The organism is Arthrobacter sp. TmtSoilC77, assembly GCF_059739415.1.
On the sequence record NZ_AP046050.1, the window covers coordinates 4,481,161 to 4,506,731 of the forward strand.

The following is a 25,571-nucleotide window of genomic DNA, read 5'->3' on the forward strand; positions in this document are numbered from 1 at the left end:
CGCTTTGTGCGCGCGGACCGTCCGGATTTGTTAAGGCCTGGGGCCGCAGCCTCTCAAGCCGTTGCGATGGCCAGCACCCGCCGGAGCGCCCACGCCACGCGGAGCAGCGCAAGCACGGACGCGAAGGCGAGAACGAAGACAACCGCCTCCGGGATCCAGAGGCCCCTGGGCCCATCGCCCTCCAGCACCACGGTGACGAGGGCAGCCACCACCAGCAGGCCAAGCCCCGGGATGGCGAACAGGAACACTTCTCCGATTTGGCGACGATGCAAGGCGGTGAGCTTCTCCAGGGGAAGCTCACGCTGCCCGGGCGCCGCCTTTTTGCCGAGCACGTTGATCAGCATGGAGACGCTGGTGAGCGTGAGGCCAGCGGTAGCACCAGCCAACGTAGCGAGGGTTTGGAACAGGGTTCGACGGGCACCTGGATCGACGCCCTCCAGCATCAAGGGCTGCTCCAAAAGCCGGGCCAAGCCAAGCCACATCAGCACAGCCACTACCGCCCACGCATAGTCTGCCGGCGGATGGAGCAGAAACCACCTCCACACCGTCCGGCGTCGCCCGGCGTGCTCTACGTCAACCTCGTACAAGCTCATGATCCGCGCTGCCTTCTGATCCCTCCGCTGGTTTAACATCCCCGGGCTTTGCCTTGGCGGCTTCCTCCTTTGTGGACGCTGCCAGAGCTTCCCGCACTGCCGCCATTCCACCTGCGACGATGTCCGGCACAGGGACCGAGTCTGCTGAGCCTCTGATTTCCGGCAGCGTGAGGGCGAAGAATGCTTCGTTGTCCCTGGCCTGCTTGTTCAGGATGGCGACTGCCTCGGCAGCGGACTTCCGGGGATCGTTGAACACATCGGGGTCCACCTCGATATGGGAGATGAAACGCTCTTTCAGCAGGTCAACCACCTCGCGGTCACCGGTCAGGGAGTCCTTGCCCTCGGCCACGACGTAGTCGAAGTGCTCTACGGATCCCGCCCTGCGGAAGAGGTCAATGAGCTGCTGGATGCGTTCCCGGATCCGCTGCTTGTCCCCGGCCCCTCCCGAACGGCCCACAGTGAGGGAAATCCGGAAGGTTCCCTCAGTCACCAGGCGTGAGGCGCTCTCCAGAACGTCAGCCCATTCACCCTCCATTAACTTTCCGGAGAGGCGTTCAGCAGGAAGCGCGAACTCGAAGCGACTCACCTCAAGCCTGGTAAGGATCTCCTCGATATCCTCACGGACCACCGGGACCAGTCCGGGTTCAAGCCCCAGCATGCCTTCGAGGTACTCCCCCATCCTGGAAGCCCGGGGGCCGTTGCCACTGGTCAACACGGCGATGACGTTCCGCTTCAGGAAGGCAAAGTAGGTGGTTTCCAGAAGATGGTCACCCGGCTCCAAGGGGAGGGGCTTGCGGCGTCCAAGCGCATCCCCGACGCTGGGCAGGTTCGTATCGCGGACCCGATCCAGGAGGATCACCGGATGCGGTGAGAAAGATGCGGTCTGGGCAACCAACACCGTGCCGTCCATGCCGATGAAATGCCGGTCCGTCCCAGCTTCCTGGGCCTTCTTGAGTACCTCCGCTACGCGGCGCGCCGGAAACGGAGCGCGCAGATCCTCGCCATTCAGTTGGTCAATGCGCCAGAACTGCACACTGCGTCTTGCCATCCGCCCTCCCCTGCCTGCGGTCTTTGCTACTGATTCCAAGCTAATGGCGGGGTCAGACATTAAAGCCGGGTTCCGGCGTCGTGCGCTTTCATCTGCCGCAAACCGCGCTGCTTACGGCCTGTATTTGGGCCCTTGGGCGAAGAGCGCATCCATCTCGTCGTGGCTGCGGGTGCCTGCCAATCCTGCCCAGTTACCGTCGCCCAGAATTTCCTTCGCCACCCGTGCGACTTTTGCGTAGGCAGCTTTAGCCGTATTGCCGCCGATGCTGACGCGCCGTATGCCGGCGTCGTGAAGTTCGAGTGGCGAAGGCGCGCCTACTCCCGCAAGGGCATTAAGGGGCGCGGGGATCTTACTGGAGAGTTCGTGCAGGACGTGAAGGTCCACGACCCCGGGAACGAAGATGCCGTCCGCACCCGCCGTGAGGTAGGACTCAGCACGGCGCAAGGTCTCGTCGTAAGCGTTGTCCGAATATTGTCCGGAGAGGTATGTGTCGGTTCGGGCATTGATGAACAACGGGATTCCACGCTCGTCCGCCACGGCACGGATCAAAGCGATACGCCGCGATTGTTCGTTGATGTCCGTCAGTGGTTCTGCAGCCGAGTCCTCGATGTTGATGCCGATCGCACCGGCATCCAGCACTCCGTGCACGGTGGCCCGAAGTTCATCGTCCGTGCGCCCGTATCCAGTTTCGATGTCGGCAGTTACCGGCAGTTTGGTTGCCCCTACCACCCGCCCAAGCGCCGCCATCGCCAGTCCCCAAGGCACGTGGTCCCCGTCCCGGAAGCCCAGGCTCCAGGAAACTGCCGAGCTTGAGGTAGCTATCGCCGTCGCACCAGCCTCCTGCACCACGCGGGCGGAAGCCGCGTCCCAAACGTTCACCAGGACCAGCGGCGTGGGTCCGGCGTCGTGAAGCTTGTGGAAGAGTTCGGCTTTGGTCACGGATCCCCGGTGCAGTGTCATAGCTACATTCCAGCCCCTACCGTTCCCGGCGTAAAGGAAACCACGCAAACCGGCGCGTTCTTGAAAACATATGTTGCCTAATTAGCAACCTTCAGGAGTATCCTGTCACTGTGACCCACGAAACATTGGATGCCGGCACCAAGCTGCCCGCTGAAGCCATCGACGCCATTGAGCGGGCCGCCACGGCCGCCGCCCACCCGCACGAGGAACTGTTCTCCGCGCGGGCCGCCAACATCAAGCAGTCCGCTGTCCGCGACGTCTTCGATATCTCCATGCGGCCCGGCCTTGTCTCGCTCGCAGGCGGCAACCCGTACCTGCAGTCGCTGCCGCTGGAAAAGCTTGGCCAGACCGCCGCCAGGATCATCGCCGAAGACGGGATGACCGCCCTGCAATACGGCGGGGGCCAAGGGACCGCTGAACTGCGCCAGCAAGTCTGCGCGATCATGGGCGCAGAAGGCATCATGGACGCCCAGCCTGAAAACATCGTGATTACTGCTGGTTCCCAGTCAGCGCAGGATGTGGCCACCAAGGTCTTCTGCAATCCCGGCGACGTTGTCCTCGTCGAAAACCCCACTTACGTCGGGGCCCTGAATACGTTCGAGGCCTACCAGGTGCAGGTGGAGCCAATCGAAATGGACGACGACGGGTTGGTACCTGAGTTGCTTGAGGCCAGGATCGCCGCGCTCCAGGCAGAAGGCAAGAGCATCAAGTTCCTCTATACGATCCCCAACTTCAACAATCCCTCGGGCATCACCCTGGCAGAGTCGCGCAGGCAGAGGATCGTAGATATATGCCGCAAGGCGAATATCATCGTGCTGGAGGACAACCCCTACGGCCTGCTGCGGTTTGACGGCCACCCGATCGCACCGATGCGGGCTGCAAATCCCGATGACGTCATCTATCTGGGGTCCTTCTCCAAGATCTTCGCGCCGGGTCTCCGCATTGGCTGGGCCTTGGTGCCCGCACACCTGCAGCGTCGGTTCTACCTGGCCTCCGAAGCAGTCACGCTTTGCCCGCCGCCCCTGAACCAAATGCTTGTCTCCGCATATTTGCGTGACTACGACTGGCGGGGGCAAATCGAAACCTACCGCGGCCTGTATGCGGAACGCTGCAAAGCCCTTCTCAGCGCCCTGGACGAATACATGCCAGCGGGGCTCTCGTGGACACGTCCCGATGGTGGATTCTTCGTCTGGGTCACGTTGCCCCAAAACGTGGACACCTACCCTTTGTTGAAGAAGGCCATCGATGCGGGGGTTGTCTTCATACCCGGCGCAGCGTTCTCGCCGGCAGATGGCCCGTCCAACAAGCTTCGTCTGGCGTTCAGTGCTGTACCGCCGGATACGATTGCCGAAGGCGTACGTCGTCTGGCCCCTGTTCTCGCAGAGGCCATCAAAGCCACCACTGAAGGAGCAGCACTATGACCGGGGTTGTCATTGTAGGAGTAGACGGTAGCGAGACGGCGATGAGGGCGGCCAAGGCTGCCCAGCAACTGGCCATCGGGATTGGCGCCAGTCTTCGCGTGGTGAGCGCATTTGATAGCAACAAGACCGAGGTAGTTGAGATCGGGACCGATAAATGGATCGTGTCAGACGCTGCGGAAGCCGAAGCCGTCGCCCGCACAGTGGCGGAGCGCCTGGCTGATGAGCGCCTCGAGGTAACGTACTCGGCTGCCCGCGGCAAGCCCGGCGAAGCCTTGGTCAAAGAAGCAGAAATGCTCGAAGCGCGGTTGATCGTGGTGGGCAACCGGCGCATGCAAGGCCTTGGTCGTGTCCTTGGCAGCGTAGCCAACACGGTGGCCCACAATGCCCCCTGCGATGTCTACATCGCCAAGACCGACCAACCGTAAGCGACCTGAATCACGCCGCCGGGTGGGGAGCCTCACCCGGCTTTTGGCGTGATTTTGGCCTGTCCCCCGAAGTCATCGTTATAAAATTGAGATGCCCCCAATGGCGTGAGCCATCCTCCATCAACTGACTTCAGGGGACTTCACTTGCTTACTTTGCAGCCGCGCCAGCGCGTTGGACACGACATCCTGCTTGCCCGCCACGGCAACAGCATCAGCACGATGCGTTTTGACCGCGCGAATGACCGCATCATCGCGATGCTCGACGACGGCTCCTGGGACAGCGCCCCCAACATGATTTCCCCCAGCCTGAACATGCCGGAAACTCTCACCAGCATCATGCGTAAGGACTGGCGGTTCCTCTCCCTTGCCTGCGTCGCAATGATCACCTTCGCAGCCATGGCTATGGGCATCAGCGTGGAGATGGCAAACCACATGTCCACCACGGAACTTCAGGCATTGCTGGTCAACTACCCCGCGTTCTAAAGCGGGGCCGCCCTTACGGCAGGTGTCCCTCACAGCAGGTGCCCCTTACAGCAGATGCTGGCCTGGCCTCAGAGCATCCACTCCCGCAGCAGCCACCACAAACCCGCGATGACGGTGCCGCCGAACAGAGACCCGGCGACGACTTGACCGAGGGTATGGGCGCGAAGCACCACCCGCGACCACCCCACGGCCGGAACAATCACCAACACGGACAGCCAAGCTGGCCCAAACATCAAAACGGTAATGACGGCAGCGGCTGCGATGGCCGAAGTGTGTCCACTCATCTTCCAAAAAGCACTCACCACCGCAAGAACAGCAATGCCTCCGAGCAGCGCAATGATCATCAGTGAAACGCTCGTCGGACCCCCGACCAGCTGGAGCACCCCCACGCCCGCCAGCACGGAAATCAAGGCAAGCAACAGCAACGGCGGCCGCTGCCGGCGGTCGCTGACATGATGATCGGTGATTCTGCCCAGCCTGACCATCACCAGCACGTACGCCAACGGCAGGACACAGACGAAGAGAGCTCCCAGCAGCCCAAAACCCATGGTCCCGGGAAAGCCGGGTTCGATAGCCGGACTGATCAACAGGAGAGCCGTCACTACGATGGGCGGCTGGAAGGCTTCCGTCAGGACCCGGGCAACAACGCGCCAGGGTCCTGACAGCAACCGGACAGGCACATGACCAGAGTTGCCAGAAGCCACAGCGGTGTTCGACCCTGAAGCCGCCGTGTTGGCGGCCGGGCGATCAGTCAAAGCAACCCCGATCAGTCAAGCAACCCCGATCAGTCAAGCAATAGGGCCGGTTCTTCAAGGATGGCAGCCACATCGGCCATGAAGCGGGCCGAGAGGTCGCCGTCCACCACCCGGTGGTCAAAGGAGCCACCCAGCGTGGTGATCCACCGCGGAATCACTTCCCCGTCCAAAACCCACGGCTTCTGCTTGATGGTTCCAAACGCAATGATGGCAACCTCGCCCGGGTTGATGATGGGCGTACCCGTATCAATGCCAAGCGCACCGATGTTGGTGATGGTCAGGCTGCCGCCCTGCATCTCGGCGGGCTGCGTCTTGCCCGCCCGGGCCTTGGTGGCGAGATCGTTCAGGGCGAGGGCCAGCTCCTTGAGGGAGAGGTCCTGTGCGTCTTTGATATTGGGCACCATCAAGCCACGCGGTGTTGCAGCTGCAATGCCCAGGTTCATGAAGTGCTTGATCTGGATCTCCGCACCGCCGTTGCCATCAGCGTTCTCCACCCACGTGGCGTTGACACTGGGGTTCCGCGCGGCCGCCCAAATGACTGCCTTGGCCAAAATAAGCAGCGGGGATACCTTGATTCCCTCGAAGTCCCTCGAAACCTTGAGCCGTTTGACGAACTCCATGGTCCGGCTCGCATCGACGTCAACAAAGATGCTGACGTGCGGTGCCGTGAACGCGGACTCCACCATGGCCTTGGCGGTCGCCTTACGCACACCCTTAACGGGTACGCGCTCGATCCTCTGGTCCTGCGGCTTCTTGGAAGCACCCCAGAAAGACTCCGCCTGATCCAGCTCAGCGTCACGCTGCGCCTGATAGCTGACCAGGTCCTCGCGGGTCACCTCGCCGCGCTGCCCCGTGGCTACGACGTCGGCAAGGTCAATGCCGAGATCACGGGCGAACTTGCGCACCGGCGGCTTCGCCAGGACTTTGTTGACGAGCCCGCTGATGGTGCCGCTGATGGCGGCACCGCGTGATGCGGCGGTCTGGGCCGTAGACACTCCCGGCGCCGTGCCTTCTGGCGTCGTGACTTCCGGCGCTTGGGTGACCGGCGCTTGGGTTGCGGCCGCTTGGGTGACCGGCGCATGGGTGACCTGCGCGACGGCGGCACGTGTCGACGTCGGGCGATGAGGCACCGGCGCCTGGGCTGCTTGGGCAGCCAGAACCGCTTGGTGGTCCTGGACTGTACCTTCGGCGTTTTCGGCGACCGTAGTTGCCTCGCCAGTACCCGCTGGACGCTTGCGCGCACGGCGCTTCACGGCGTCGGCTTTGGGGCCGGAACCCACCAGCGGTCCGCCTGCCGGGCCGTTTTCGCCGTTGTCGGTATCAGCGGGAAGCTTGCCGTAGAGAGGGGCATCGACCGTGGGAGCCGACGCCGGAGCCTGGGTCACCGGTCCTGCGTCCCCGGGCTGGTTGTCCGAAACGGCGATGATTGCCGTGCCGACCTCCACCGTGATGCCTTCCTCGACCAACAGCTCGGTGACCGTTCCGGCGAAGGGCGAAGGGAGCTCAACGAGCGATTTCGCTGTCTCGATCTCGCACAGGACGTCGTTGATGGCAACGGTGTCGCCCGGCTTGACCTTCCAAGCCACTACCTCGGCCTCGGTCAGGCCTTCGCCGACGTCCGGCAGGTTGAATTTCTTTACAGTCACGGTGGTCCTCGATTTCCGTCTGCCCGGCTGTGGAGCCGGACTGGATCAGGGCGGTTTAGTAAGCCAGGGAGCGGTCGAGCGCTTCGAGGATCTTGTCGATATCCGGCAAGTAGTCCTCTTCAACCTTGGCCACGGGATACGGCATGTGGAAACCGCCAACGCGGATCACAGGGGCTTCAAGGTGCAGGAACGCCCGTTCGCTGATCCGGGCGGCGATTTCTCCGCCGATGCCACCGAACGTGGGTGCTTCGTGGGCGACGATCAGCCGGCCGGTCTTCTTGACCGACGCCTCAACGGTGTCGAAATCCACAGGCGAGATGGAACGGAGGTCGATGACCTCGATGCTGCGTCCATCCTCAATTGCGGCGTTTGCTGCAGCAAGGGCAACCGGAACCAACGGCCCGTAAGCCACAATCGTGGCGTCCGTCCCTTCACGGACCACGTGTGCCTTGAAGGGGTCTTCTGACAGACCGGCATTCTCAACATCCACCTCGCCTTTGAGCCAGTAGCGGCGCTTGGGCTCGAAGAAGATCACGGGGTCCTGGCACTCAATGGCCTTCTGGATCATCCAATAAGCATCGTGCGCGTTGGACGGCGAAATGATACGGAGGCCAGCGGTGTGGGCGAACAACGCTTCCGGGGATTCGGAGTGATGCTCGATGGAACCGATGCCGCCACCGTACGGGATCCGAATAACCACAGGAACAGTCAGGCGGCCATGGCTGCGGGCATGGATCTTGGCCAACTGCGTGGTGATCTGGTTGAAAGCCGGATAGACGAAGCCATCAAACTGGATCTCGCACACCGGAAAGTAGCCACGCAAAGCGAGCCCAATAGCGGTACCAACAATGCCGGACTCAGCCAGCGGGCTATCGACGACCCGGTCCGCCCCGAATTCCTTGATCAGGCCGTCGGTCACCCGGTAAACACCACCAAGGTGCCCGATGTCCTCGCCCATCAAGAGGGACTTGGGGTTGCTCTTCAGCGATGCGCGGAGACCTTCGTTGATGGCCTTTGCAATGGTCATTGTTGCCATCAGTTAGCTGCCTCCTGGTCGGCTTCGAAGCCTGCCGAATATTCTTCGAACCACGCCTGTTCCTCTGCAATCAGCGGGTGTGCTTCGGCGTAGACGTTGGCGAATGAATCCCGGATGTCCGGCACCTCAAGGCCATGCGTTGTGCTGCGGACATACTTGGCCAGCTCATCGCCGTCGGCCTGCACCTGTTCGAAGAAGGCCTCATCGGCGAGCCCCTCCGTACGCAGGTATTTCTCCAAACGCTCCAGCGGATCCTTCTCACGCCACGCGGCTTCTTCAGCCAGTTCGCGGTACTTGGTGGGGTCGTCCGCTGTGGTGTGTGCGCCAACCCGGTAGGTGTAAGCCTCGATGAGCACAGGGCCCCTGCCTTCACGGGCATGCTCAAGGGCCCATTCAGTGACGGCGTGGACGGCAATGACGTCGTTGCCGTCCACACGGATTCCCGGGAAACCGTAGCCCTTGGCGCGGTTGGCCAACGGGACCTTGGTCTGGACTTCGGTAGGCACGGAGATGGCCCAGTGATTGTTCTGGCAGAAGAAGACAACCGGGGCATCGTAGGAGGCAGCGAAAACCATCGATTCGTGGACGTCGCCTTCGGAGCTGGCGCCGTCACCGAAGTAGGCAATCACCGCAGCCTTGGGATCATTGGAATCACCGGCAACCGCGAGCTTCTGGTCCCGCTGGATGCCCATGGCGTAGCCCACGGCGTGAAGCGTTTGGGCGGCCAGGACCAGGGTGTAGAGGTGGAAGTTGTTCCCCCGCGGGTCCCAGCCTCCATTGGAGACTCCGCGGAACTGCTTCAACAATTCGGCCAGGTCCACGTTTCGCACCAGTGCGACACCGTGTTCACGATAAGTGGGGAAAATGTAGTCCTGCGGCTGGCTGGCGTGGGCCGAGCCTATCTGGGCGGCCTCCTGACCGGTCAGGGGCACCCACAGTGCGAGTTCGCCTTGGCGCTGCAGGGCAGTAGCTTCCTGGTCAAAACGGCGGATTCTGGCCATGTCGGCATAAAAGACGCGGAGCTTTTCGGGGTCTATCCGCTTGGCATAGTCAGAGAAGACGGGATCGGTACCTAGTTTTCCGTCAGGGCCGAGCAACTGGACCATCTCTACGGGTTCACCCGAGGCAGCTACAGCCGCTGAGGTTGCCGCCAGAGTTTCATCGGTCCCGGGGGGCAGTTGTGTCGAGCCCATTCCGTCTCCTTGCTTGCCGCAGCTAGTGCCGGGCAATGTCTGTCGCTGGGATATATGCCCATTCCGGAATGCATTCCGGAATGGGCATATATTTTGGCTTTCGTCCTTACTTTATCGGCAGTAAGTAGCGTAGGCGCATTTGTTAACCGCTAGGAACTGTGCGGAGCCTTTGTATAACCTGCACAGAGTTTCAGGAACCGCGTATTGGCTTCCACTTCGCCGATGCTGACCCGCACTCCCTCATTTCCGAAGGCCCGGACAGACAAGGCCTGCTCGGCTGCCAACGCCGCAAACTCGCCACTGTTCGCACCCAGGTTCAACCAAACGAAGTTCCCTTGGGCTTCCGGCACGAACCATCCGAGATCTCGAAGACCCGAAGTGACGCGGTCTCTCTCGTCCACCAGGCTTTGTACCCTTTCGACAACCTGGTCGAAATTCTCAAGGGATGTAATCGCGGCGCGCTCTGCAATTTGCGAAACGGCGAAAGGTGTAGCCGTGACGCGAAGGTGCTGGGTGAGCTGCGGGCCGGAAACGCTGTAGCCAACGCGCAGTCCCGCCAGCCCGTGGGCTTTGGAGAAAGTCCTCAGCACAACGACATTGGGGTATTTCCGGTAGAGCTTGATCCCGTCTACAGCAGCCTGGTCGCGGACGAATTCCTGGTACGCCTCATCGATGACCACCACCACGTTGGGTGGCACCGACTGGATGAAACGCTCCGTTTCCTCAGCCGTGAGGATGGGTCCGGTGGGGTTGTTCGGGGTGCAGAGCAAGATCACCTTGGTGCGCACCGTCACCGCTGCGGCCATGGTTTCGAGATCGTGACGGCCATCCGGAAGCAACGGGATCTGCACGCTGGCCGCCCCGGCAAGGCCCACACAAATGGGGTAAGCCTCGAAGGAGCGCCAGGCGTAGATCACCTCGTCCGACTTGCCGTCATCATTCTGGCCCGCAAAAGTGGCAAGAATCTGGTTGAGTGCGCCGAGGCTTCCTGCACCGGTGACGACGTCGTCAGCGGGGACGTCCAGGAAACCAGCCAAAGCATTGCGCAATTTGGTTGCCAGGGGGTCTGGGTATCGGTTGATGTCAGTCTGGTCTGCGATGGCCTGCAACACTGCAGGGATCGGAGGCAGCGGGTTTTCATTGGACGACAATTTGTAGCTGGTGAGGCCTTCAATCGCAGCGGGGGGTTTACCAGCCGCGTACTTGGGGAGCCTGTCCACGACCGGTCGAGGGAGTACGCCCTCCGGTGCGTTGTCAGTAGTAGTCATGGATTCAAGCCTACTTGTACCCCTGCGGCGTTTGGGTGTTCTCCCGCCCAACCTTCATCCTCTTCAAGTTCCCTCTCCTTGGCGATGTCCCAGCCGAGCCACAGACGAGTGTGAAAGCATGGGCGCATGGGTTCATTCATAGTTCGCGTCCTGATCAATGGCCTGGCCCTGTGGGTCGCCAGCTGGCTGTTGGAGGGACTGGAGATATCCTCCTCCGCCACTGAAAAGGCGGCAGCCAACGCGGGGATTACTGAAGGCGCGGATGCAGCAGGCATCGTCTTGGCTTACCTCTTTATCGGCCTGATTTTTGGAGTGGTCAACGCGTTCGTGCGCCCGCTGGTGAAGATTCTGTCCCTCCCTGTGACGATCCTGACCCTGGGCCTGTTTACGATCATCATCAATGCGGCAATGCTGTACCTGACAGCGTGGCTGAGCAGCTTTACGCCTGTGCACCTCACCATTGACTCGTTCTTCTGGACAGCCATCCTTGCCTCAATCATCATCAGCATCATCAGCCTGGTTGCCGGACTCATCCCAGGCGCCCGCAAACGCTAGAAGCAGTTCCCGTCGCTCGCGCTCCCGGCACCGTTTGGGCTGCGCCCACCATCACGCTGGACTTACCGCGCCCCGGCCACGGATCGTGTCTCTGGAAGATTGGGATTACGAAGGCCCGGCCTCTTGTCCGGCAAGGGTGCCCGTTCCAGTTTGAAGTGCGTTACCTTCGCCGCCCCGCCCACACCAACAACACCAGCGAACGCCGCTGTTGAAGCTGCAAGCGAGGCATCCCGACTCGCCGTGACCAATTCGGCACCTGCCGCGTAGTTCTCCAGGCGGTGACCGGGCCCCAGGCCTGGGTCCTCCCCCTCGGGTGTTTTTACGTCATTGTTCAGCGTGACCGTGACCCTGTCCTTGGTATCCGGGTTCACGCGGCCATCCGAACCCGGGACCCAGTCCTGGACGTGCTCCAGATGCAACGCAGCAATTCCCGGTTCCGAGCTAATGCCGCCAGCAGGAGCTCCAGCTGTGAGGACATACCTGACGTCGAATTCGCTGAGGAACGCCTTGTTCCGGCTGAGGTTCATGGCGTGTGCCCCTCCTTGGCTATGCCCGACTGCTACCACCTGCTCGCCGGCTTCAGCTCCGGCTTCCCTCAACGCCTGACCAATAGCAGGCACCACTTCTTCCGAGTCATAACCGAGGGCTTCACCAACGCCGGGAATATCGAAAGGATTGGTATCTGGTGCTTCGGGTTGTGTTCCCGGAATCAACACCATCCACGAGGACGAGCCATCGTGGTCGAGCTGGATGATCTCAATCTCTCCATCGCCCCGGGCATGGAGTTGCTCGAGTCGCCGGATGCTTTGCGCCATGGATGGATCCACTTGCTCGATCGACTCGTCGATCTTCTCGATGCTCACCGGGCGCGGCCTTAGTCCGGGGACGACGGGTGACTGCAGAAGCCCACGCATGATGTCCCCCGCATCCATGCCCGGTGGAATGATGCTTGTGACCACGTTTTGCGTGATGTCCGGGCCAGGTACCCAGGGAGCACCTGACATCTTCATCTCATCAAGCCTCAACATCCGCGGGAACAGATTCTTGACCTCTGTTTGCACGTAATCGTGATGGCTGGACCGCACACTCGAGCTGACACCAACCAATTCCTGCCGTACCCTGCCTACCTCTTGACCACTTATGGCCACCGCATCGATCGCGGCGCACCCCGAGGCGTACGAGTCGAAGAGGTAGGACCCCAAATCTGCCTTCACCCGGCGGGCTTCCGCTTCCACACCAACTAACTGTTGGACCAACTCGTCAAGCAGTGCCGCTCCACGCAGGAGCTCTTCGAACTGGCAGGATATTCCGCCCACTCCGCCACGAATGCCAAGGATCCCATCGGGGGCGGGCGCCGTAGGTTGGGGGGCTGAACCCGCACCAACAGGAGCAACATCAGCCATCAGTTGCCCCTCCCACCGGAGACAGCTACGTTCTGGGAATGACGGAGAACGGAGGCAGCAGCGACTTCCAATGATTCCCGTGCACGCATTAACGCCGACGCGTGAAGGGCAATAGTTGTCCTGTATGCACTTCCGGCGGGAGACTGCCACTCCTCCAACTGGGTCCGCCGCAAGGATGCCAGCACGGCATCCGTCTGGTCCACGCACGACTTAATACGCCAAGCGAGCCTCTGGACCTCGTGGCTGCGCGAGGCACACTCCAGGGGATCGAAGGTGGGTGGGGTGGCTGCAGGCATCAGGCCGACGCTCATGTCCGTGTACTCCATTGATTGTTCTGCTGATCGGTAGGTATGACGCTACGGAGCCCGGAAACCGGGCGGAAGTGCCGCCGTTGGCTATGTGGATAACGCGCACGGCTGTCCACATAGCGCAGTCATCAACTCGGGCGCCTCCAAGGAACATGAAAGAATAGGCACCATGGCTGAATCCCCTCGCGTGTCCCTCGCTTCCGAACCCCTCGCTCTTGGCGCCCTCGATGGCCGGTACCGTGCCGCCGTCGCGCCCCTCGTTGACTACTTGTCCGAGGCCGCATTGAACCGCGATCGCGTTCACGTTGAGGTTGAGTGGCTGATCCACCTGACCAGCCAGTCCGTGCTGCCTGGCGCGGGTCCCCTGACGGACGAGCAGGTTTCGCAGCTCCGTGCCATCGTCACCGAATTCAACGCCGCATCGGTCGACGAACTCGCCGAGATCGAGGCCGTCACCGTCCACGACGTCAAGGCAGTGGAGTACTACATCGGCCGCCGGCTGCCCGCGATTGGCATCGAAAACCTGACAGCCATGGTCCACTTCGGCTGCACGTCGGAGGACATCAACAACCTCTCGTACGCCGTTGGCATCAAGGGCGCCGTAGAGAATGTCTGGCTCCCCAACGCCACCGCACTGGTCCAGCAGATCGAGGCCATGGCCGAAGCCAACCGCTCCGTGCCCATGCTGTCCCGCACACATGGCCAGCCCGCCACGCCCACCACACTCGGCAAGGAACTGGCGGTCATCGCGCACCGCCTGAACCGACAGCTGGCACGGATCGCCAAGACCGAATACCTCGGCAAGATCAACGGTGCCACCGGCACATACGCGGCACACGTTGCTTCCGTCCCGAGTGCCGACTGGGAAGCTGTTGCCAAGACCTTCGTCGAAGGACTGGGGCTCACCTGGAACCCGCTCACCACGCAGATCGAAAGCCACGATTGGCAGGCGGAGCTCTACGCCGATATTGCCCGCTTCAACCGCATCCTGCACAACGTCTGCACGGACATCTGGAGCTACATCTCCATCGGATACTTCCGGCAGATTCCTGTAGCTGGTGCCACCGGGTCCTCCACGATGCCGCACAAAGTCAATCCGATCCGCTTCGAAAACGCCGAGGCCAACCTGGAGATCTCCAACGGCCTGCTGGACACTCTGGGCGCAACCTTGGTTACTTCCCGCTGGCAGCGCGATCTCACGGACTCCTCGTCACAGCGCAACATCGGCGTCGCCTTTGGTCACTCCCTGCTGGCAATCTCCAATGTCGCCAAGGGTCTCAAGGCCCTGGACGTGGCCGAGGAAGTCCTTGCGGGTGACCTCGACACCAACTGGGAGGTCCTGGGCGAAGCCATCCAAATGGTCATGCGTGCAGAGGCCATTGCCGGTGTGGAAGGCATGGAAAACCCCTACGAGCGCCTGAAGGATCTCACCCGGGGGCAGCGCGTGGACGGCGCCAGGATGCAGGAGTTCGTGCAGGGGCTCGGCCTGTCCGCCGACGCCGAAGCCCGCCTGCTCGCCCTCACCCCGGGCAAGTACACCGGCATCGCTGACAAATTGGTGGACCACCTGAAGTAGCAACAAAGGCTGAAGTAGCAACAAACGCTGGACGACGGCGGGCCGGGGCTGGATGCCCAGGCCCGCCGTCGGCGTTTAACCAGGCCCGCCGTCGGCGTTTAAACTAGTGGGCACCCGGCGCGTTCCCTCCCGCTTTGTCACCGGGGCATGCCCTTCCATGTGCGGAGACACGGCGTGTCGGGGCGTTCGCTTGCGTTGGCCGCTGATTGGCTGGAGCAACTGGGCAGGAACGCACCGAGTAAGAACGCACCGGGCAGGAACGCATGGCCAAGACAGCAACGACGTAAGGAGCGGAGCACCCATGAAGCTCCTACTGATCAGGCACGGACAGACCCCCGGCAACGTGGCGGGCCAACTGGATACTGCCTTTCCCGGCCCGGGATTGACGGAACTCGGCGAGCGGCAAGCGGCCGCGCTCCCGGAGGCTCTAGCGGACGAGTCCATTCAGGCCCTCTACACTTCCACCCTGCTCCGGACCCAGCGGACGGTGATACCGCTCGCCGCCGCCACGGGACTGGAACCGGAAATCCTGGACGGCGTCCATGAGATTGAGGCAGGAGCCTTGGAGAAGAAGACGGATCATGAATCGCATATGCGGTACATGAGCACGGTGTTCGCTTGGTCTGACGGCGACCTCGACGTTCGCATGCCGGGCGCTTTCAACGGCCATGACTTCTTTGCCCGCTTCGATGCCTCAGTGGAAAAGGTTGCGGCCGCAGGACATTCGACCGCCGCCATCGTCAGCCACGGCGCCGCCATCCGCTGTTGGGCCGGCCGCAGGGCAGAGGATATCGACACGCTCTTCGCTGAGACCCATCAATTGCCCAATACCGGAATCGTGGCACTCGAAGGTGATCCGGAATCAGGGTGGCGGGTCCTGCATTGGGACCAGATTCCAGTGGGTGGCCTGGCATTGGCAGACCAGACGGCCGAGGACCCAACAGGCGAGGCGCTCTAAGCATGTTGTGAGGCCTGTTCTGCGCGCCAAATTCCCACGGGAAGGCGCAGAGCAGGCCCCGCAACGCAGGAAATTCAGCAATTCTCCCGAAGCTTACGCGCAGGAAACACGGCGGTAACCACAGCTTCCTAGGCTTAAGACGCATAAACACCTCAGCGAAACCAAGCGAAATGAGGCATCGATGCAGACCAACCCCCGGCTCAATATCCGGCAGGTCACCTGGGCGAACCCGGTAGGCGCTGACCTCCGCGCCGCGCAACAGGCCGAACTGGACGCCCGGTTCGGAACCACGGATCACGAGCCCGGTCCCCCGCCCTCGGAAGCTGACACGGCCGTTTTTGTTGTGGCTTACGAGAAATGCTCCGGACAGCCGCTCGGATGCGGCGGCCTGAGGATGTTGGACGAGAAGACAGCTGAAATCAAGCGACTGTACGTGGTTCCCTACGCACGCGGATCAGGAGTTGCAAGCTCCATCCTCGCCGCACTCGAAGCACAGGCCCACTCACACGGATTCAGCGTCATCGCAGCTGAGGCGGGATCAGCGCAGTCTGATGGACGAAGCTTCTATGTAAGCGCCGGATTCGCCGAAGTTCCCAATTTTGGACCGTACATCGGCGTAAATGGGTCTTACTGCTACTCCAAGCGGATCAACTCCCACAGCGCCTCCCACACGGCGATGGCGTAAACACCTGAGCCCCGGCAGCAACCAGGCGTCGCGCAACATCAAGCACACGCTGCGGTAGTCGGATAATCTCGGAAAATGGAAAAAGCAGACATCACCTTCCGCACGCGTAAATGGGTGCGGCCCGAGGACCTCAATGCCAACGGCACACTCTTCGGTGGAAGCCTGCTGAAGTGGATCGATGAAGAGGCAGCGATCTACGCCATCCTCCAGTTGGGCAATGGCCGCGCGGTCACCAAGTACATCTCCGAAATCAACTTCGTGAGTTCAGCCGTTCAGGGCGACCTCATCGAAATGGGACTGACGGCCAAACGCTTCGGGCGCACGTCCTTGACCATGCGCGCCGAGGTCCGGAATATGATCACCCGGCAGAGCATCCTGACCATCGAGGAGATCGTGTTCGTGAACATGGGCGCTGATGGCCGCCCGCAGCCGCACGGCTACACGGAAATCACGTATGATCGCGACCGCATCCCCACGCACCACCTCACGGAGACCCTGCACGAGGACTGAACCACCCGGCGTCGTACGCGCACCGAGCCAGGGCTCCCGCCCAGTTAGCTCCCCCGGAGCCCTGAATGCCACCTGTCCAGGCCCAAGTTCGCCCTGGAATCCCGCGGAACCCCGTTAGGTCTGCGGGATGGAGTACGCAGTAAGTGGGCAGGAACGTCGGACCTACTGCGTTAACGGGTGCTGGCGGCCGCGGGAACGCGGCCGCCAGCCTATGTTTTCCGGTGACGGGAGTGAGTGTCACCGGAACCTATGGGGCGCCTGATTCAGAAAATCAGCGCCGATCGAACGTCAGCCCGCCGGGCACCTGGAACGTCGGCATGAGCTCAAGCATGCCCACGTTGACGTGGCGCGGCGTTTCGATCGCGTAATCCAGGGCATTGACGATGTCGTCGGTGGTCAGCGACTCATAGCCCTCGTAGTAGGTCTTCCAGGCTTCTTCCATGGCTTCGGGCGTACCGCCCATGTTGCGCCCGAAGATCTCGGTTTCCACCCGTCCCGGGCAGATCTCGGTAACGCGGATCCGCTTACCCACGGTGTCGTTTCGGAGTTGGCGGGAGATTTGGTGCACGGCCGCCTTCGTGGCGTGATAGACGGTGTGGCCGTAGAAGTTGTAGACGCCGGCAATCGAGCTGATGTTGATGACGTGGCCGAGATCGCGCTCCACCATACCGGGCAGGACCAGGCGCGTGAGCTGCAGCAGGCCGCGGAGGTTCACGTCCACGAGCTCGTCGATGTCCTCTTCGGACGAGTCCAGGATGTTGCCCGGCCGGGACACTCCGGCGCAGTTCACCAGGACGTCCACCTTGAGTCCGCCTACGACGGCGGCCAGCGCGGTTGTGTCGGTCAGGTCCACCACATGCGGGACTGCTCCGGTGCGGTCGGCCAGTTCCGCAAGGCGTTCCTCGTTGCGGGCCACGGCGTGGACGGTCAGGCCGCGCTTGGCGAGGCGTTCAGCGATGGCTGCACCCATACCGGTCGAAGCTCCGGTGACGAGGGCTGTGGTGTAGTCGGAAAAAGACATTGGTCCTCCAAAAGGTGGGGATTGGTAGGGGCTCTTACGTCCAGCCACGTGGCCGGACGTAAGAGCCGGAGGTCAGTGATGGCTAGGCGTCGCGCAGCGGTTCGTGGGCGCGGTCCTTGACGGTGCTGACGGCGATCAGCGTGCCCAAGGCCGTGATCACTGCGTAGAAGGCCGGCATGTAGATGTTCCCCGTGGATGAAATCAGCCAGGTCATGAGCAACGGAGCCGTGCCGCCGAACAGCGCAGAGGAGATGTTGTAGCCAAGGCCGTAAGCGGAGTAGCGGACCCGGGTGGGGAACAGTTCAACGATAAGGATGTGGATGACGGCGGTGTGGCCGGCGAAAACGACTGCCATGATGCAGGCGCCGAGGATTGCGAGGCCCATTTCACCGGTTGCAATGAGGGCGTAGGAGGGGATGCCGAGGACAGCCATGGCGATTGCGGACCCGGCGATGACCTTCTTGCGTCCAACACGGTCCGAGAGGGCACCCATGAAGGGGATGGCGATACAGATGACCACCAGGCTGCAGGCAGTGACCAGAAGGGCTTGGCCGATAGTGAAGTTCAGCTGCTTGCCCTTGAGGAACGTGGGCATGTAGGAGAAGAGGACGTAGTAGCCGGAGCCGTTCATGAGCGGAATGAAGAGGGCCAGGAGCATGGCACGGCGGTGCTCGGCGGATTTGAAGGCTTCCTTCAGCGGGTTCTTGGAGAGTCCGCCCTCTTCCTTGAGCTTTACGAAGTTGGGGGTATCGGCGATGGCCTTGCGGATGTACCAGCCGATGATGCCCATGGGGATGGCAACGAGGAAGGGGATGCGCCATGCGAAGGAACCGAAGCCACCGCCGTCGATCGCTGCCTGGGTGAGCCACGGCGACATGGAGAACGCCACAAGGGTACCGGTGAGCAGTGCTGCGAAGGAGGCGATCTGGGCGTATGACGTGATGACACCGCGCTTGCCTTCAGGGGCGTGCTCGGCAAGGAAGGTCATGGCGCCGGCAGCTTCGCCACCAACGGAGAAGCCCTGCAGCATGCGCAGGAGCACCAGCAGGATCGGCGCGGCAATGCCAATGGCCGCATATGGCGGCAAGAGCCCGATGCCTGCCGTGGCAACACTGATCAGGAGGATCACAAAGACCAGTAGCTTTTGCCTGCCGATCCGGTCTCCGAGGTAGCCACAAACAACAGCGCCGAGAGGTCGAACGAAGAACGAGACCGCGTAACCGGCAAACACGAAGAGCAGTGCATTGTCCGGGTTGCCGGGGGCCAGGAAGACCAGGGCCAGCGTTCCCGCCATGAAGGCGAAAATGCCGTTGTCGTAGAGTTCCACGAAGATGCCAACACAACCTGCGGTGACAACCTTGCGGGTTTGGCGGCCCGTGAGCCGCTCATGCTGCGCTGGCGCAGCGTTGGTGCTTGCGGTCATGACTTTTCCTTACTGAGATGAGCGTAGCAACGCCTACTGGTATGACGACAGGGTTTTTAGCTGCATGCCGCAACTGGTAGGTCCTGCCACTGGGGTCGGCATCCGATACCGAGAAGTCCGAAGACGGTGTTGACGGATTCGCGGAGGGTTTCCAGTTGGGCCCGCGAGCGCCTGTGGGCGGCAGTTGCTTCTGCCACTGTGGTTTTCCGAAAACGGACTTTGTCCCCTGGCCTTGCTTGGGCCAGGACATCCAGTCCGGTGCTGGTTGCTACTGCAAGTACGGGATACCCGGCGGTGACGCCTCGTCCCCGGTGCAGTACCAGCAACTCTTCCCGTGAGGGAACCTCGACGGCGCCCACTGGCACTCCGCGGGACAGCACCTCACCGCTGGAAGTTCTTTCCGGAAGTTCTCCGCCGAGCCGCAGGCCAATGTGGTTGCTGCGGCCACTGACGGCGTATTCCGAGGTGAAGAGCAGTTCACCGGATTCGCCAAATTCGGCGACATCCGGCCCATCGGTCACATCGACCAACAGATCTGTTCCCATGCTTGGCCGTTCAAGGCCCAGCCTGAAGAGTGGAAGGTCAAAGTACGGCTGGCGTACCGGGCCAACGCTCCTACGGGTGGGGAGCGTGGTTCCTTCCCGAAGCTGAAGTCCGAATCCCACCACGGTGTCCGGTGCGCAGCTGCCTAGCAGAGTTTCGGCTTCCAGCGAGCCGTGGATAGCCAGGTAGGCGCGGAGCCCGCGGTGGATTCCGCGAATGGACACCGTTTCCCCTGCCCGGACGGACACCGGTTCCCACTGACTGCACGGTCGTCCACCGACCGTGAGCGTGAGCGGGGCACCGGTGACGGCAATCAGGATGTCGGCGTCGGCCTTCATCCGAAAATCAAGGGCCGTGATCTCCACCAGGGGATCGTTGTCCGGATTGCCGGCCAGGATATTGGCGGCCCGGGCCGAGTACTGGTCCAGGGCGCCGTTGACCGGAAGCCCGAAACGCGGTCCGCGGGTCCTGCCGAGGTCGGTGACCACGGAGTTGCCCGGCTGCTGGATCAGGATTGCCCCGCTCATGGCTGCACCTCCAACTCCAGTGGCTCCAATTCCACCCCAGCGAAGGTGTGGAAGTCCTCCGCGCGGATCTGGCGGAACCTGAGGATGTCGCCTGGCTTGTACGGGACCAGCGGTTCGCGCCGGATATTCAGTACGGACAACGGGGTCTGGCCGATGACGCACCAGCCGCCCGGGGCAACAGCAGGCGCGATAACTGCCTGGCGCCCGGCCACCGCCACGGCGCCCGCAGGCACGCTGAGCCGGGGATCCTTCAAACGCGGGACGGGCTTGGGAAACATGGGCCCGTCCATCATGGGCGAGCCCGCGGGCGCACCCAGGCAGCGGACTGTGTAGGTCTTTTCGGTGTGGAGGCGGATGACCTCGTCCGCTGGGATGCCCTGGTGCTCAGCAACACGCACCAAATCCGGGCCGTATTCGCCGCCGTAAACCACGGGGACATCGAACTCCCGGGGCGCCCTCTGTGACCCGCCCGCGTGGGCGATCTCCAGGAGCCCGAGCTTGACGAACGCGCGAACCTGGCGGGCGGAAACCAGGATGGGATCGAACTCAACCAGCACGGAGTCGTACGTAGGAACCGCACCGTGAAGGCCCTCGGCGCCGCAGCTTTCCAGCCAGTCGGCCAAGCTGTGGACGGTCAGCCAGTTGTCTTCGCTGGCCTCCGAGATCGCCACGACGCGCAGCGCTGAGTCTCCTGACTCGTAGATCTCGGTGGGAGCCGTTGAGAGCACGGACATGTCAGGCCGCCTTCCTCTTGGCGTCCATGACCTCGGCCAGCGGGGCGACGCGCACGCCGGCGGAGACGAGCTCCGAGCGGATCAGACGGGCAAGTTCCACCGCACCGGGGTTATCGCCGTGGAGGAGGACGGTGTCGACATCGATATCCATGTCCACGCCGTTGGCGCAGCGGATCTTGCCTTCGACAACCATGCGCAGGGTCCGCTCCACGATCTCTGCCGGTTCTTGCAAGACGGCGCCCGGTTGGCTCCGGGGAACCAACGTGCCGTCTTCCTGATAGCCACGGTCCACGATGCCAACGATTGCCACGTCCAGTCCCGCGTTGCGCGCTGCCCTGGCCAGTTCGCCTTCCTGCGCCACCACGATGAGCTCGTTGTCCACAGAGGCAGCGGCTTCCGCCACGGCCTGTGCATAGTCGGCGCGGACGGCCACGAGGTTGCCCAGCCGGCCGTGAGGAGCAATGTGGGTGACCTTGGTGCCGTGGAAGGCGGCAAAGCCGTTCAGGGCGCCGAGCTGGTAGAGCACATCGTTCTGTACTTCCTGAGCACTCAGGCCAATGTCACGGCGACCAAAGCCACGCAGGTCCGGGAAGCTCGGGTGGGCGCCGATGCCTACGCCGCGGCGAACGCATTCAGCAACAGTGGAGGCCATGATGTCGGGATCACCGGCGTGGAACCCGCATGCGATATTGGCGCTTGTGACGATCTCCAGGAGCTCGGAATCGTCGCCAATGGTGTAGGCGCCGAATCCCTCCCCAAGATCCGCTACAAGATCAATTGTCGGGTTCACGTGGTTCTCTTTTCGTGGTTTTGCATTCAAGTCCGGGAAGGGCATAAATAATCCGCTCGAGGATTAGTTGAATTCCCGGTAAATGTCTGACGCTTATGGATTCCAAAGCGTTGCCTGAAGTTCTTTCCAAAAGTCTCGCACCGGTCAACCACGTTGCACAAAGACCTAATAGCTATCCCGTGATAGCTCTCCGTTATGACCTGCACCACCCTGTACTGTGGCAGGGGTCCCAGTGCTGCCCCGGATAGAATTTCCTTATGGCATGCCACCCGGGGACGTGGCTCTCTAGGAAGGCAGATCATGGACACACGAAAGCTTTCATACTTCGTGCAGATCGTTGATTCGGGAAGCATTACCAAGGCCGCCGCCGCCCTGCACGTTGCCCAGCCTGCTCTCAGCCAGCAAGTATCCGCACTGGAGAACGACCTCAAACAGCGGCTCCTGATCCGGAGCAAGCAAGGTGTTGAGCCGACCGCAGCCGGGCATACGCTATACCGCCATGCCCAGTCGATCCTGCGCCTGGTTGAGCAGGCCCGGCAGGACGTTGCCACCTCCGGAGCTGCACCCTCCGGCAGGGTCTCCATCGCGATCGCGCCCTACAGCATGGCTTCCAGCCTGACGCCCCAGATCATCAGGGAAGTGGGACGGCGTTACCCGGATATCGTGGTCCACCTGACAGAGATTTTCGGCGGCGTGTTGAGCGAAGCCATCAAGAACGGCCGCCTCGACATGGCCCTCATCTACGAGCCCGGGAAGATCCGAGGGGTTCAGTTCACCACCATGATTGTTGAGGACCTTCATCTGGTGGTGCACCCGGACGTGGACCTCGCCCTCGGCAAAGACGGCAAGGACACCATCACGCTCGCGGAAGCGAGCACGGTGGGACTCTTCCTTCCGGAGAAGAACCACACCCTGCGGCAGCTCATTGAGAAAGGTCTGGCCGACCAGGACCTGCCGCTCCGCCTGGTGGGGGAAGTGGAGTCTGTCCCTTCGCTGATCCGGCTTATCCGAGCGAACCTGGGCGGCACTGTCCTACCCAAATCCGCTGCCGATGCCCTCTTCCCGGACCAGGACTTCAAGGTGCTGCGGATCGTGGAACCCGGCCTGCAGAGCAAGATTGCCCTCTGCACACCGGACCACGAGCCGCTCTCCGAAGCTGCCTCGGCCGTGCTCCTGGTGGTCAAGGAGATGCTGCACCAACAACTGATCAACAAGTACGGAACCGACCCCGTGCAGCTACCGGCCCATCCATAACAAAGCCTTATCCGGACAGTCAGCTTTGGTCTTATTCAATGCCGTTTTAATTTCCTACTATCGAATTAGCAAGAAATTCGAAAGCAGCTCACGGATTCCGCGGGCAAGTTCAAAGGAAAAAACGGTGAAAAAGATCAGCACGGCCGGATGGGTTTCCAATCCAACCCGCGGAACGCTAAGCGCACGAACCGGATTTCACTGCCCACGGAATGGTTTTTGGCGTCCGATCGGTGGCATTGGTGAACCATTGTTCGTCTTCGAAGGAAGCCTGATGCCCGCCCACGCCGGCAACAGCATCGAATGGCACCTCGTGGACACCCGCCCCGGACACTCCGGACTTGACTGACCCACCCGTCCCAAGCCTCCCGCGAAACCCGGCCAGCCGCCGTCGTACATCAACAAAAGCCGTAGCACCTTAAGGCGCCCTGCCACTGGCAAGGCGCCTTTACCATGCCCAAAAAGGCACGCCAAAGGGCCGGACGCAACGCCTTCCAAGACGCGCGACCGGCCCTGTGCGGACGGTTAGTCTTCGACCAGGAGGCCCTTCTCCTTGAGCTTCTCTGTCAGGCCGCAGAGCTCGATGGTGTTGCCGCCGTCGTGGTACAGCTTGATGAGTTCGCGCTCGTGGTCGTCGCGGGCCTGGGACAGTGCGATGACTTCCTCGGCCTCCTCACGACGGACAACCACCACGCCGTCGGCGTCACCGCGGAGGATGTCGCCGGGGTAGATGATTTCGTCGCCGAAGACGATGGGGTGGTTGATCGGGCCGAGGGTTTCCTTGACTGTGCCCTTGATGCTGACGCTGCCGGAGAACACGGGCAGGCCGAGTTCGATCAGGTCCTGGGTGTCGCGCACGCCGGAATCGGTGACCATCGCGGCGATGCCCTTTGCCTTCATGGCGTTGCCCAGGACGTCGCCGAACGTGCCGGCCTCGGTCATTTCCTGCGCCCCTACCAGGACGACGTCGCCTGCCTGGGCGTAGTGGATGGCGACCTGAAGCATGAGGTTGTCCTGCGGCGCACAAGCGACGGTAACGGCCGGGCCGCAGAAAGACATGGAACGGTCGATCGGCTTGATCCTGGAACTCAACGCGCCGCGGCGGCCCTGTGCTTCATGGATGGTCGCTGAGGAAAAGGCAGCGAGGCGGCTGACGACGTCGGCATCAGGGCGCTCGAACTTGGTCTTAACGTGGATCATTTGAGGGATCTTTCTGTGGGGCCTGGGACAGGGCGTTGACGGCGTCGCGGATTGAGTCCACGCCGGCGTTGATGGTCTCCAGCGAGGTGGCGAAGGAGATCCGGAAGTAAGGGCCCAAGCCGTAGGCCGAGCCCTGGATGACGGCCACGCGGGCCGCGTCCAGCAGGTAGAGCGTGAAGTCCTGGTCGTTCTCGATGACCTTGCCATCGGGTGCGGTTTTGCCGATAACGCCGCTGCAGTTCACGTACGCATAGAAGGCACCTTCCGCTGGAGCGACGGACAGTCCGTTGATGGCGTTGAGACCTTCGACGGCGGCGTCCCGGCGCTTGCGATACACCTCCACGCTGTCGCGGACGAAGGACTGGTCGCCGTTCAGCGCAGCTGTTGCTGCGGCCTGGCTGATGGACGAGGGGCACGAGGATGTCTGCGATTGCAGCTTGTTCATTGCCGCGATCAGGGGCCCCGGACCTACGCCGTAGCCGAGTCGCCAGCCAGTCATGGCATACGCCTTGGAGACTCCATTGACCAGCAGGATGCGGTCCTTGAGCGCCGGCGAAGCGGTGACCAGGCTGGTGACGCGGCCATCGCCGAAGTGGATTTCGTCGTAGATCTCGTCGGTGAGAATGAAGACATGCGGGTGCTCCTCAAGGACCGCCCCCAGTGCCCGCAGTTCCTCGCGTGAGTAAACGGCGCCGGTCGGGTTGGATGGCGCGTTGAGGATGAGCCATTTGGTCTCGGGGGTGATGGCCTGTTCCAAGGCAGCCGGCGTCAGCTTGAAGTCTTTGTCTTCGCCGCAAGGGACGATCACAGGCGTGCCGTCGTTGGCGAGGACCATATCCGGGTAGGAAACCCAGTACGGCGCGGGGACGATCACTTCGTCGCCTTCGTTGAGCGAAGCCATCAGGGCAACATAGAGGACCTGCTTGGCACCGCCGCCGATGGTCAGCTGATTGGGCTTATAGTGATGCCCGGTGTGGTTCTCGATCTTGCGGAGGATCGCGGTCTGTAGCTCGGGCGTACCGGTCACCGAGGTGTACTTGGTCTCGCCGGCGTTGATCGCTTCGATGGCGGCAGCCTTGATGTGGTCCGGGGTGTCGAAGTCCGGCTCGCCGACGGTCAGGTCGATGATCGGGATGCCTTCAGCTTTCAGTTCGCGGACCCGGGCGGCGGCGGCGACGCTCGCTGAGGACTTGATGCGGGTGACCCTCGACGCCGGCACGTAGTCGGACATGTCTCCTCCAGGAATGTGGAACTCAGGA

General features: G+C 62.0%; 27 protein-coding genes. 10 read left to right on the forward strand and 17 right to left on the reverse strand.

The features are described from left to right. Nucleotides 1-53 precede the first annotated feature (53 nt). From AC6I99_RS20695 to AC6I99_RS20705, 3 genes are all read right to left on the reverse strand, one after another. Nucleotides 54-593, reverse strand: coding sequence for a hypothetical protein (locus tag AC6I99_RS20695; protein ID WP_309928179.1), 540 nt, complete (start codon nt 591-593; stop codon nt 54-56). Further along, nucleotides 574-1,641: a hypothetical protein gene (locus AC6I99_RS20700; protein WP_497961678.1), complete on the reverse strand. Its 1,068-nt coding sequence runs from the start codon at nt 1,639-1,641 to the stop codon at nt 574-576. Before AC6I99_RS20700 ends, AC6I99_RS20695 begins: the two co-directional genes overlap by 20 nt. 111 nt (nt 1,642-1,752) lie before the next feature. Next, nucleotides 1,753-2,601, reverse strand: a complete 849-nt coding sequence (locus AC6I99_RS20705) for an isocitrate lyase/PEP mutase family protein (RefSeq protein WP_224165713.1) — start codon at nt 2,599-2,601, stop codon at nt 1,753-1,755. Between the two features lie 110 nt (nt 2,602-2,711). On the opposite strand from AC6I99_RS20705, the gene AC6I99_RS20710 reads away from it, so the two are divergent. From AC6I99_RS20710 to AC6I99_RS20720, 3 genes are all read left to right on the forward strand, one after another. Beyond that, nucleotides 2,712-4,022 (forward strand): aminotransferase-like domain-containing protein, encoded by a 1,311-nt coding sequence (locus AC6I99_RS20710; protein ID WP_497944116.1) that lies wholly within the window; start codon nt 2,712-2,714, stop codon nt 4,020-4,022. Beyond that, on the forward strand, nt 4,019-4,447 hold the full coding sequence (locus AC6I99_RS20715; RefSeq protein ID WP_224165715.1) for a universal stress protein: 429 nt from the start codon (nt 4,019-4,021) through the stop codon (nt 4,445-4,447). The genes AC6I99_RS20710 and AC6I99_RS20715 overlap by 4 nt, the downstream gene beginning before the upstream one ends. A gap of 144 nt (nt 4,448-4,591) precedes the next feature. Further along, nucleotides 4,592-4,930: a hypothetical protein gene (locus AC6I99_RS20720; protein ID WP_224093208.1), complete on the forward strand. Its 339-nt coding sequence runs from the start codon at nt 4,592-4,594 to the stop codon at nt 4,928-4,930. Nucleotides 4,931-4,998: 68 nt separating this feature from the next. Here AC6I99_RS20720 and AC6I99_RS20725 read toward each other — a convergent pair whose 3' ends face one another. The 5 genes from AC6I99_RS20725 to AC6I99_RS20745 all read right to left on the reverse strand — a co-directional run bounded on the left by AC6I99_RS20725 (nt 4,999) and on the right by AC6I99_RS20745 (nt 10,828). Beyond that, the gene (locus AC6I99_RS20725; protein ID WP_497961680.1) at nt 4,999-5,610 is read right to left on the reverse strand and encodes a phosphatase PAP2 family protein; all 612 of its coding nucleotides are present in this window, start codon (nt 5,608-5,610) and stop codon (nt 4,999-5,001) included. 104 nt (nt 5,611-5,714) lie between these two features. Then, nucleotides 5,715-7,331 (reverse strand): dihydrolipoamide acetyltransferase family protein, encoded by a 1,617-nt coding sequence (locus tag AC6I99_RS20730; RefSeq protein ID WP_497944114.1) that lies wholly within the window; start codon nt 7,329-7,331, stop codon nt 5,715-5,717. 55 nt (nt 7,332-7,386) lie between these two features. Next, complete coding sequence (locus AC6I99_RS20735) at nt 7,387-8,367, reverse strand: alpha-ketoacid dehydrogenase subunit beta (protein WP_497961681.1); 981 nt, start codon at nt 8,365-8,367, stop codon at nt 7,387-7,389. Beyond that, complete coding sequence (gene pdhA / locus AC6I99_RS20740) at nt 8,367-9,560, reverse strand: pyruvate dehydrogenase (acetyl-transferring) E1 component subunit alpha (protein WP_224093203.1); 1,194 nt, start codon at nt 9,558-9,560, stop codon at nt 8,367-8,369. The genes AC6I99_RS20735 and pdhA overlap by 1 nt, the downstream gene beginning before the upstream one ends. Before the next feature lie 149 nt (nt 9,561-9,709). Then, nucleotides 9,710-10,828 (reverse strand): histidinol-phosphate transaminase, encoded by a 1,119-nt coding sequence (locus AC6I99_RS20745; RefSeq protein ID WP_224165719.1) that lies wholly within the window; start codon nt 10,826-10,828, stop codon nt 9,710-9,712. 126 nt (nt 10,829-10,954) lie between these two features. Between AC6I99_RS20745 and AC6I99_RS20750 the strand changes: the two genes are divergently transcribed. Then, the gene (locus AC6I99_RS20750; protein WP_224093193.1) at nt 10,955-11,383 is read left to right on the forward strand and encodes a phage holin family protein; all 429 of its coding nucleotides are present in this window, start codon (nt 10,955-10,957) and stop codon (nt 11,381-11,383) included. Nucleotides 11,384-11,445: 62 nt separating this feature from the next. On the opposite strand, the gene AC6I99_RS20755 is transcribed toward AC6I99_RS20750, so the two are convergent. After that, on the reverse strand, nt 11,446-12,786 hold the full coding sequence (locus AC6I99_RS20755; protein ID WP_497961683.1) for a hypothetical protein: 1,341 nt from the start codon (nt 12,784-12,786) through the stop codon (nt 11,446-11,448). After that, nucleotides 12,786-13,097, reverse strand: coding sequence for a hypothetical protein (locus AC6I99_RS20760; protein WP_224093189.1), 312 nt, complete (start codon nt 13,095-13,097; stop codon nt 12,786-12,788). Before AC6I99_RS20760 ends, AC6I99_RS20755 begins: the two co-directional genes overlap by 1 nt. Before the next feature lie 166 nt (nt 13,098-13,263). On the opposite strand from AC6I99_RS20760, the gene purB reads away from it, so the two are divergent. From purB to AC6I99_RS20780, 4 genes are all read left to right on the forward strand, one after another. Beyond that, nucleotides 13,264-14,670 (forward strand): adenylosuccinate lyase, encoded by a 1,407-nt coding sequence (gene purB / locus AC6I99_RS20765; RefSeq protein ID WP_224093186.1) that lies wholly within the window; start codon nt 13,264-13,266, stop codon nt 14,668-14,670. 301 nt (nt 14,671-14,971) lie between these two features. Beyond that, nucleotides 14,972-15,628, forward strand: coding sequence for a histidine phosphatase family protein (locus AC6I99_RS20770; protein WP_497944111.1), 657 nt, complete (start codon nt 14,972-14,974; stop codon nt 15,626-15,628). Between the two features lie 181 nt (nt 15,629-15,809). Further along, on the forward strand, nt 15,810-16,313 hold the full coding sequence (locus tag AC6I99_RS20775) for a GNAT family N-acetyltransferase (protein WP_224093183.1): 504 nt from the start codon (nt 15,810-15,812) through the stop codon (nt 16,311-16,313). Between the two features lie 75 nt (nt 16,314-16,388). Further along, the gene (locus AC6I99_RS20780) at nt 16,389-16,823 is read left to right on the forward strand and encodes an acyl-CoA thioesterase (RefSeq protein WP_224093181.1); all 435 of its coding nucleotides are present in this window, start codon (nt 16,389-16,391) and stop codon (nt 16,821-16,823) included. Between the two features lie 271 nt (nt 16,824-17,094). Here the strand turns inward: AC6I99_RS20780 and AC6I99_RS20785 are convergent, their stop codons facing one another. The 5 genes from AC6I99_RS20785 to AC6I99_RS20805 all read right to left on the reverse strand — a co-directional run bounded on the left by AC6I99_RS20785 (nt 17,095) and on the right by AC6I99_RS20805 (nt 21,861). Further along, nucleotides 17,095-17,844 carry an SDR family oxidoreductase gene (locus AC6I99_RS20785; RefSeq protein WP_497961685.1) on the reverse strand — a complete coding sequence of 250 codons (750 nt, stop codon included), beginning with the start codon at nt 17,842-17,844 and terminating at the stop codon, nt 17,095-17,097. 82 nt (nt 17,845-17,926) lie between these two features. Continuing rightward, entirely contained in the window at nt 17,927-19,267 is a 1,341-nt protein-coding gene (locus AC6I99_RS20790) for an MFS transporter (RefSeq protein WP_223934937.1), read from the reverse strand. Between the two features lie 56 nt (nt 19,268-19,323). Continuing rightward, nucleotides 19,324-20,337, reverse strand: coding sequence for a 5-oxoprolinase subunit C family protein (locus tag AC6I99_RS20795; protein WP_309928202.1), 1,014 nt, complete (start codon nt 20,335-20,337; stop codon nt 19,324-19,326). Beyond that, nucleotides 20,334-21,071 carry a 5-oxoprolinase subunit B family protein gene (locus AC6I99_RS20800; RefSeq protein ID WP_497961687.1) on the reverse strand — a complete coding sequence of 246 codons (738 nt, stop codon included), beginning with the start codon at nt 21,069-21,071 and terminating at the stop codon, nt 20,334-20,336. Before AC6I99_RS20800 ends, AC6I99_RS20795 begins: the two co-directional genes overlap by 4 nt. A 1-nt stretch (nt 21,072) precedes the next feature. Beyond that, the gene (locus AC6I99_RS20805) at nt 21,073-21,861 is read right to left on the reverse strand and encodes a LamB/YcsF family protein (protein ID WP_497961689.1); all 789 of its coding nucleotides are present in this window, start codon (nt 21,859-21,861) and stop codon (nt 21,073-21,075) included. A gap of 300 nt (nt 21,862-22,161) precedes the next feature. Here AC6I99_RS20805 and AC6I99_RS20810 point away from each other — a divergent pair, with 300 nt between their 5' ends. Next, a complete protein-coding gene (locus tag AC6I99_RS20810) occupies nt 22,162-23,115 on the forward strand; it encodes a LysR substrate-binding domain-containing protein (RefSeq protein ID WP_497961690.1) in 954 nt (317 codons plus the stop codon). Nucleotides 23,116-23,239: 124 nt separating this feature from the next. Next, complete coding sequence (locus AC6I99_RS20815; protein ID WP_309928205.1) at nt 23,240-23,461, forward strand: hypothetical protein; 222 nt, start codon at nt 23,240-23,242, stop codon at nt 23,459-23,461. A gap of 176 nt (nt 23,462-23,637) precedes the next feature. Here AC6I99_RS20815 and AC6I99_RS20820 read toward each other — a convergent pair whose 3' ends face one another. Both AC6I99_RS20820 and AC6I99_RS20825 read right to left on the reverse strand, forming a co-directional pair. Beyond that, the gene (locus tag AC6I99_RS20820; RefSeq protein WP_309928206.1) at nt 23,638-24,312 is read right to left on the reverse strand and encodes a 4-carboxy-4-hydroxy-2-oxoadipate aldolase/oxaloacetate decarboxylase; all 675 of its coding nucleotides are present in this window, start codon (nt 24,310-24,312) and stop codon (nt 23,638-23,640) included. Continuing rightward, a complete protein-coding gene (locus tag AC6I99_RS20825) occupies nt 24,299-25,543 on the reverse strand; it encodes an aspartate transaminase (protein WP_497961692.1) in 1,245 nt (414 codons plus the stop codon). Before AC6I99_RS20825 ends, AC6I99_RS20820 begins: the two co-directional genes overlap by 14 nt. Nucleotides 25,544-25,571 lie beyond the last annotated feature (28 nt).

Bases quoted from the DNA above. Each gene is read 5' to 3' on its own strand.
- AC6I99_RS20695 (WP_309928179.1), bottom strand. From the start codon at position 593: ATGAGCTTGTACGAGGTTGACGTAGAGCACGCCGGGCGACGCCGGACG.
- AC6I99_RS20700 (WP_497961678.1), bottom strand. From the start codon at position 1,641: ATGGCAAGACGCAGTGTGCAGTTCTGGCGCATTGACCAACTGAATGGC.
- AC6I99_RS20705 (WP_224165713.1), bottom strand. From the start codon at position 2,601: ATGACACTGCACCGGGGATCCGTGACCAAAGCCGAACTCTTCCACAAG.
- AC6I99_RS20715 (WP_224165715.1), top strand. From the start codon at position 4,019: ATGACCGGGGTTGTCATTGTAGGAGTAGACGGTAGCGAGACGGCGATG.
- AC6I99_RS20735 (WP_497961681.1), bottom strand. From the start codon at position 8,367: ATGGCAACAATGACCATTGCAAAGGCCATCAACGAAGGTCTCCGCGCA.
- pdhA (WP_224093203.1), bottom strand. From the start codon at position 9,560: ATGGGCTCGACACAACTGCCCCCCGGGACCGATGAAACTCTGGCGGCA.
- AC6I99_RS20745 (WP_224165719.1), bottom strand. From the start codon at position 10,828: ATGACTACTACTGACAACGCACCGGAGGGCGTACTCCCTCGACCGGTC.
- AC6I99_RS20750 (WP_224093193.1), top strand. From the start codon at position 10,955: ATGGGTTCATTCATAGTTCGCGTCCTGATCAATGGCCTGGCCCTGTGG.
- AC6I99_RS20755 (WP_497961683.1), bottom strand. From the start codon at position 12,786: ATGGCTGATGTTGCTCCTGTTGGTGCGGGTTCAGCCCCCCAACCTACG.
- AC6I99_RS20760 (WP_224093189.1), bottom strand. From the start codon at position 13,097: ATGAGCGTCGGCCTGATGCCTGCAGCCACCCCACCCACCTTCGATCCC.
- purB (WP_224093186.1), top strand. From the start codon at position 13,264: ATGGCTGAATCCCCTCGCGTGTCCCTCGCTTCCGAACCCCTCGCTCTT.
- AC6I99_RS20770 (WP_497944111.1), top strand. From the start codon at position 14,972: ATGAAGCTCCTACTGATCAGGCACGGACAGACCCCCGGCAACGTGGCG.
- AC6I99_RS20775 (WP_224093183.1), top strand. From the start codon at position 15,810: ATGCAGACCAACCCCCGGCTCAATATCCGGCAGGTCACCTGGGCGAAC.
- AC6I99_RS20780 (WP_224093181.1), top strand. From the start codon at position 16,389: ATGGAAAAAGCAGACATCACCTTCCGCACGCGTAAATGGGTGCGGCCC.
- AC6I99_RS20785 (WP_497961685.1), bottom strand. From the start codon at position 17,844: ATGTCTTTTTCCGACTACACCACAGCCCTCGTCACCGGAGCTTCGACC.
- AC6I99_RS20790 (WP_223934937.1), bottom strand. From the start codon at position 19,267: ATGACCGCAAGCACCAACGCTGCGCCAGCGCAGCATGAGCGGCTCACG.
- AC6I99_RS20795 (WP_309928202.1), bottom strand. From the start codon at position 20,337: ATGAGCGGGGCAATCCTGATCCAGCAGCCGGGCAACTCCGTGGTCACC.
- AC6I99_RS20800 (WP_497961687.1), bottom strand. From the start codon at position 21,071: ATGTCCGTGCTCTCAACGGCTCCCACCGAGATCTACGAGTCAGGAGAC.
- AC6I99_RS20810 (WP_497961690.1), top strand. From the start codon at position 22,162: ATGGACACACGAAAGCTTTCATACTTCGTGCAGATCGTTGATTCGGGA.
- AC6I99_RS20820 (WP_309928206.1), bottom strand. From the start codon at position 24,312: ATGATCCACGTTAAGACCAAGTTCGAGCGCCCTGATGCCGACGTCGTC.
- AC6I99_RS20825 (WP_497961692.1), bottom strand. From the start codon at position 25,543: ATGTCCGACTACGTGCCGGCGTCGAGGGTCACCCGCATCAAGTCCTCA.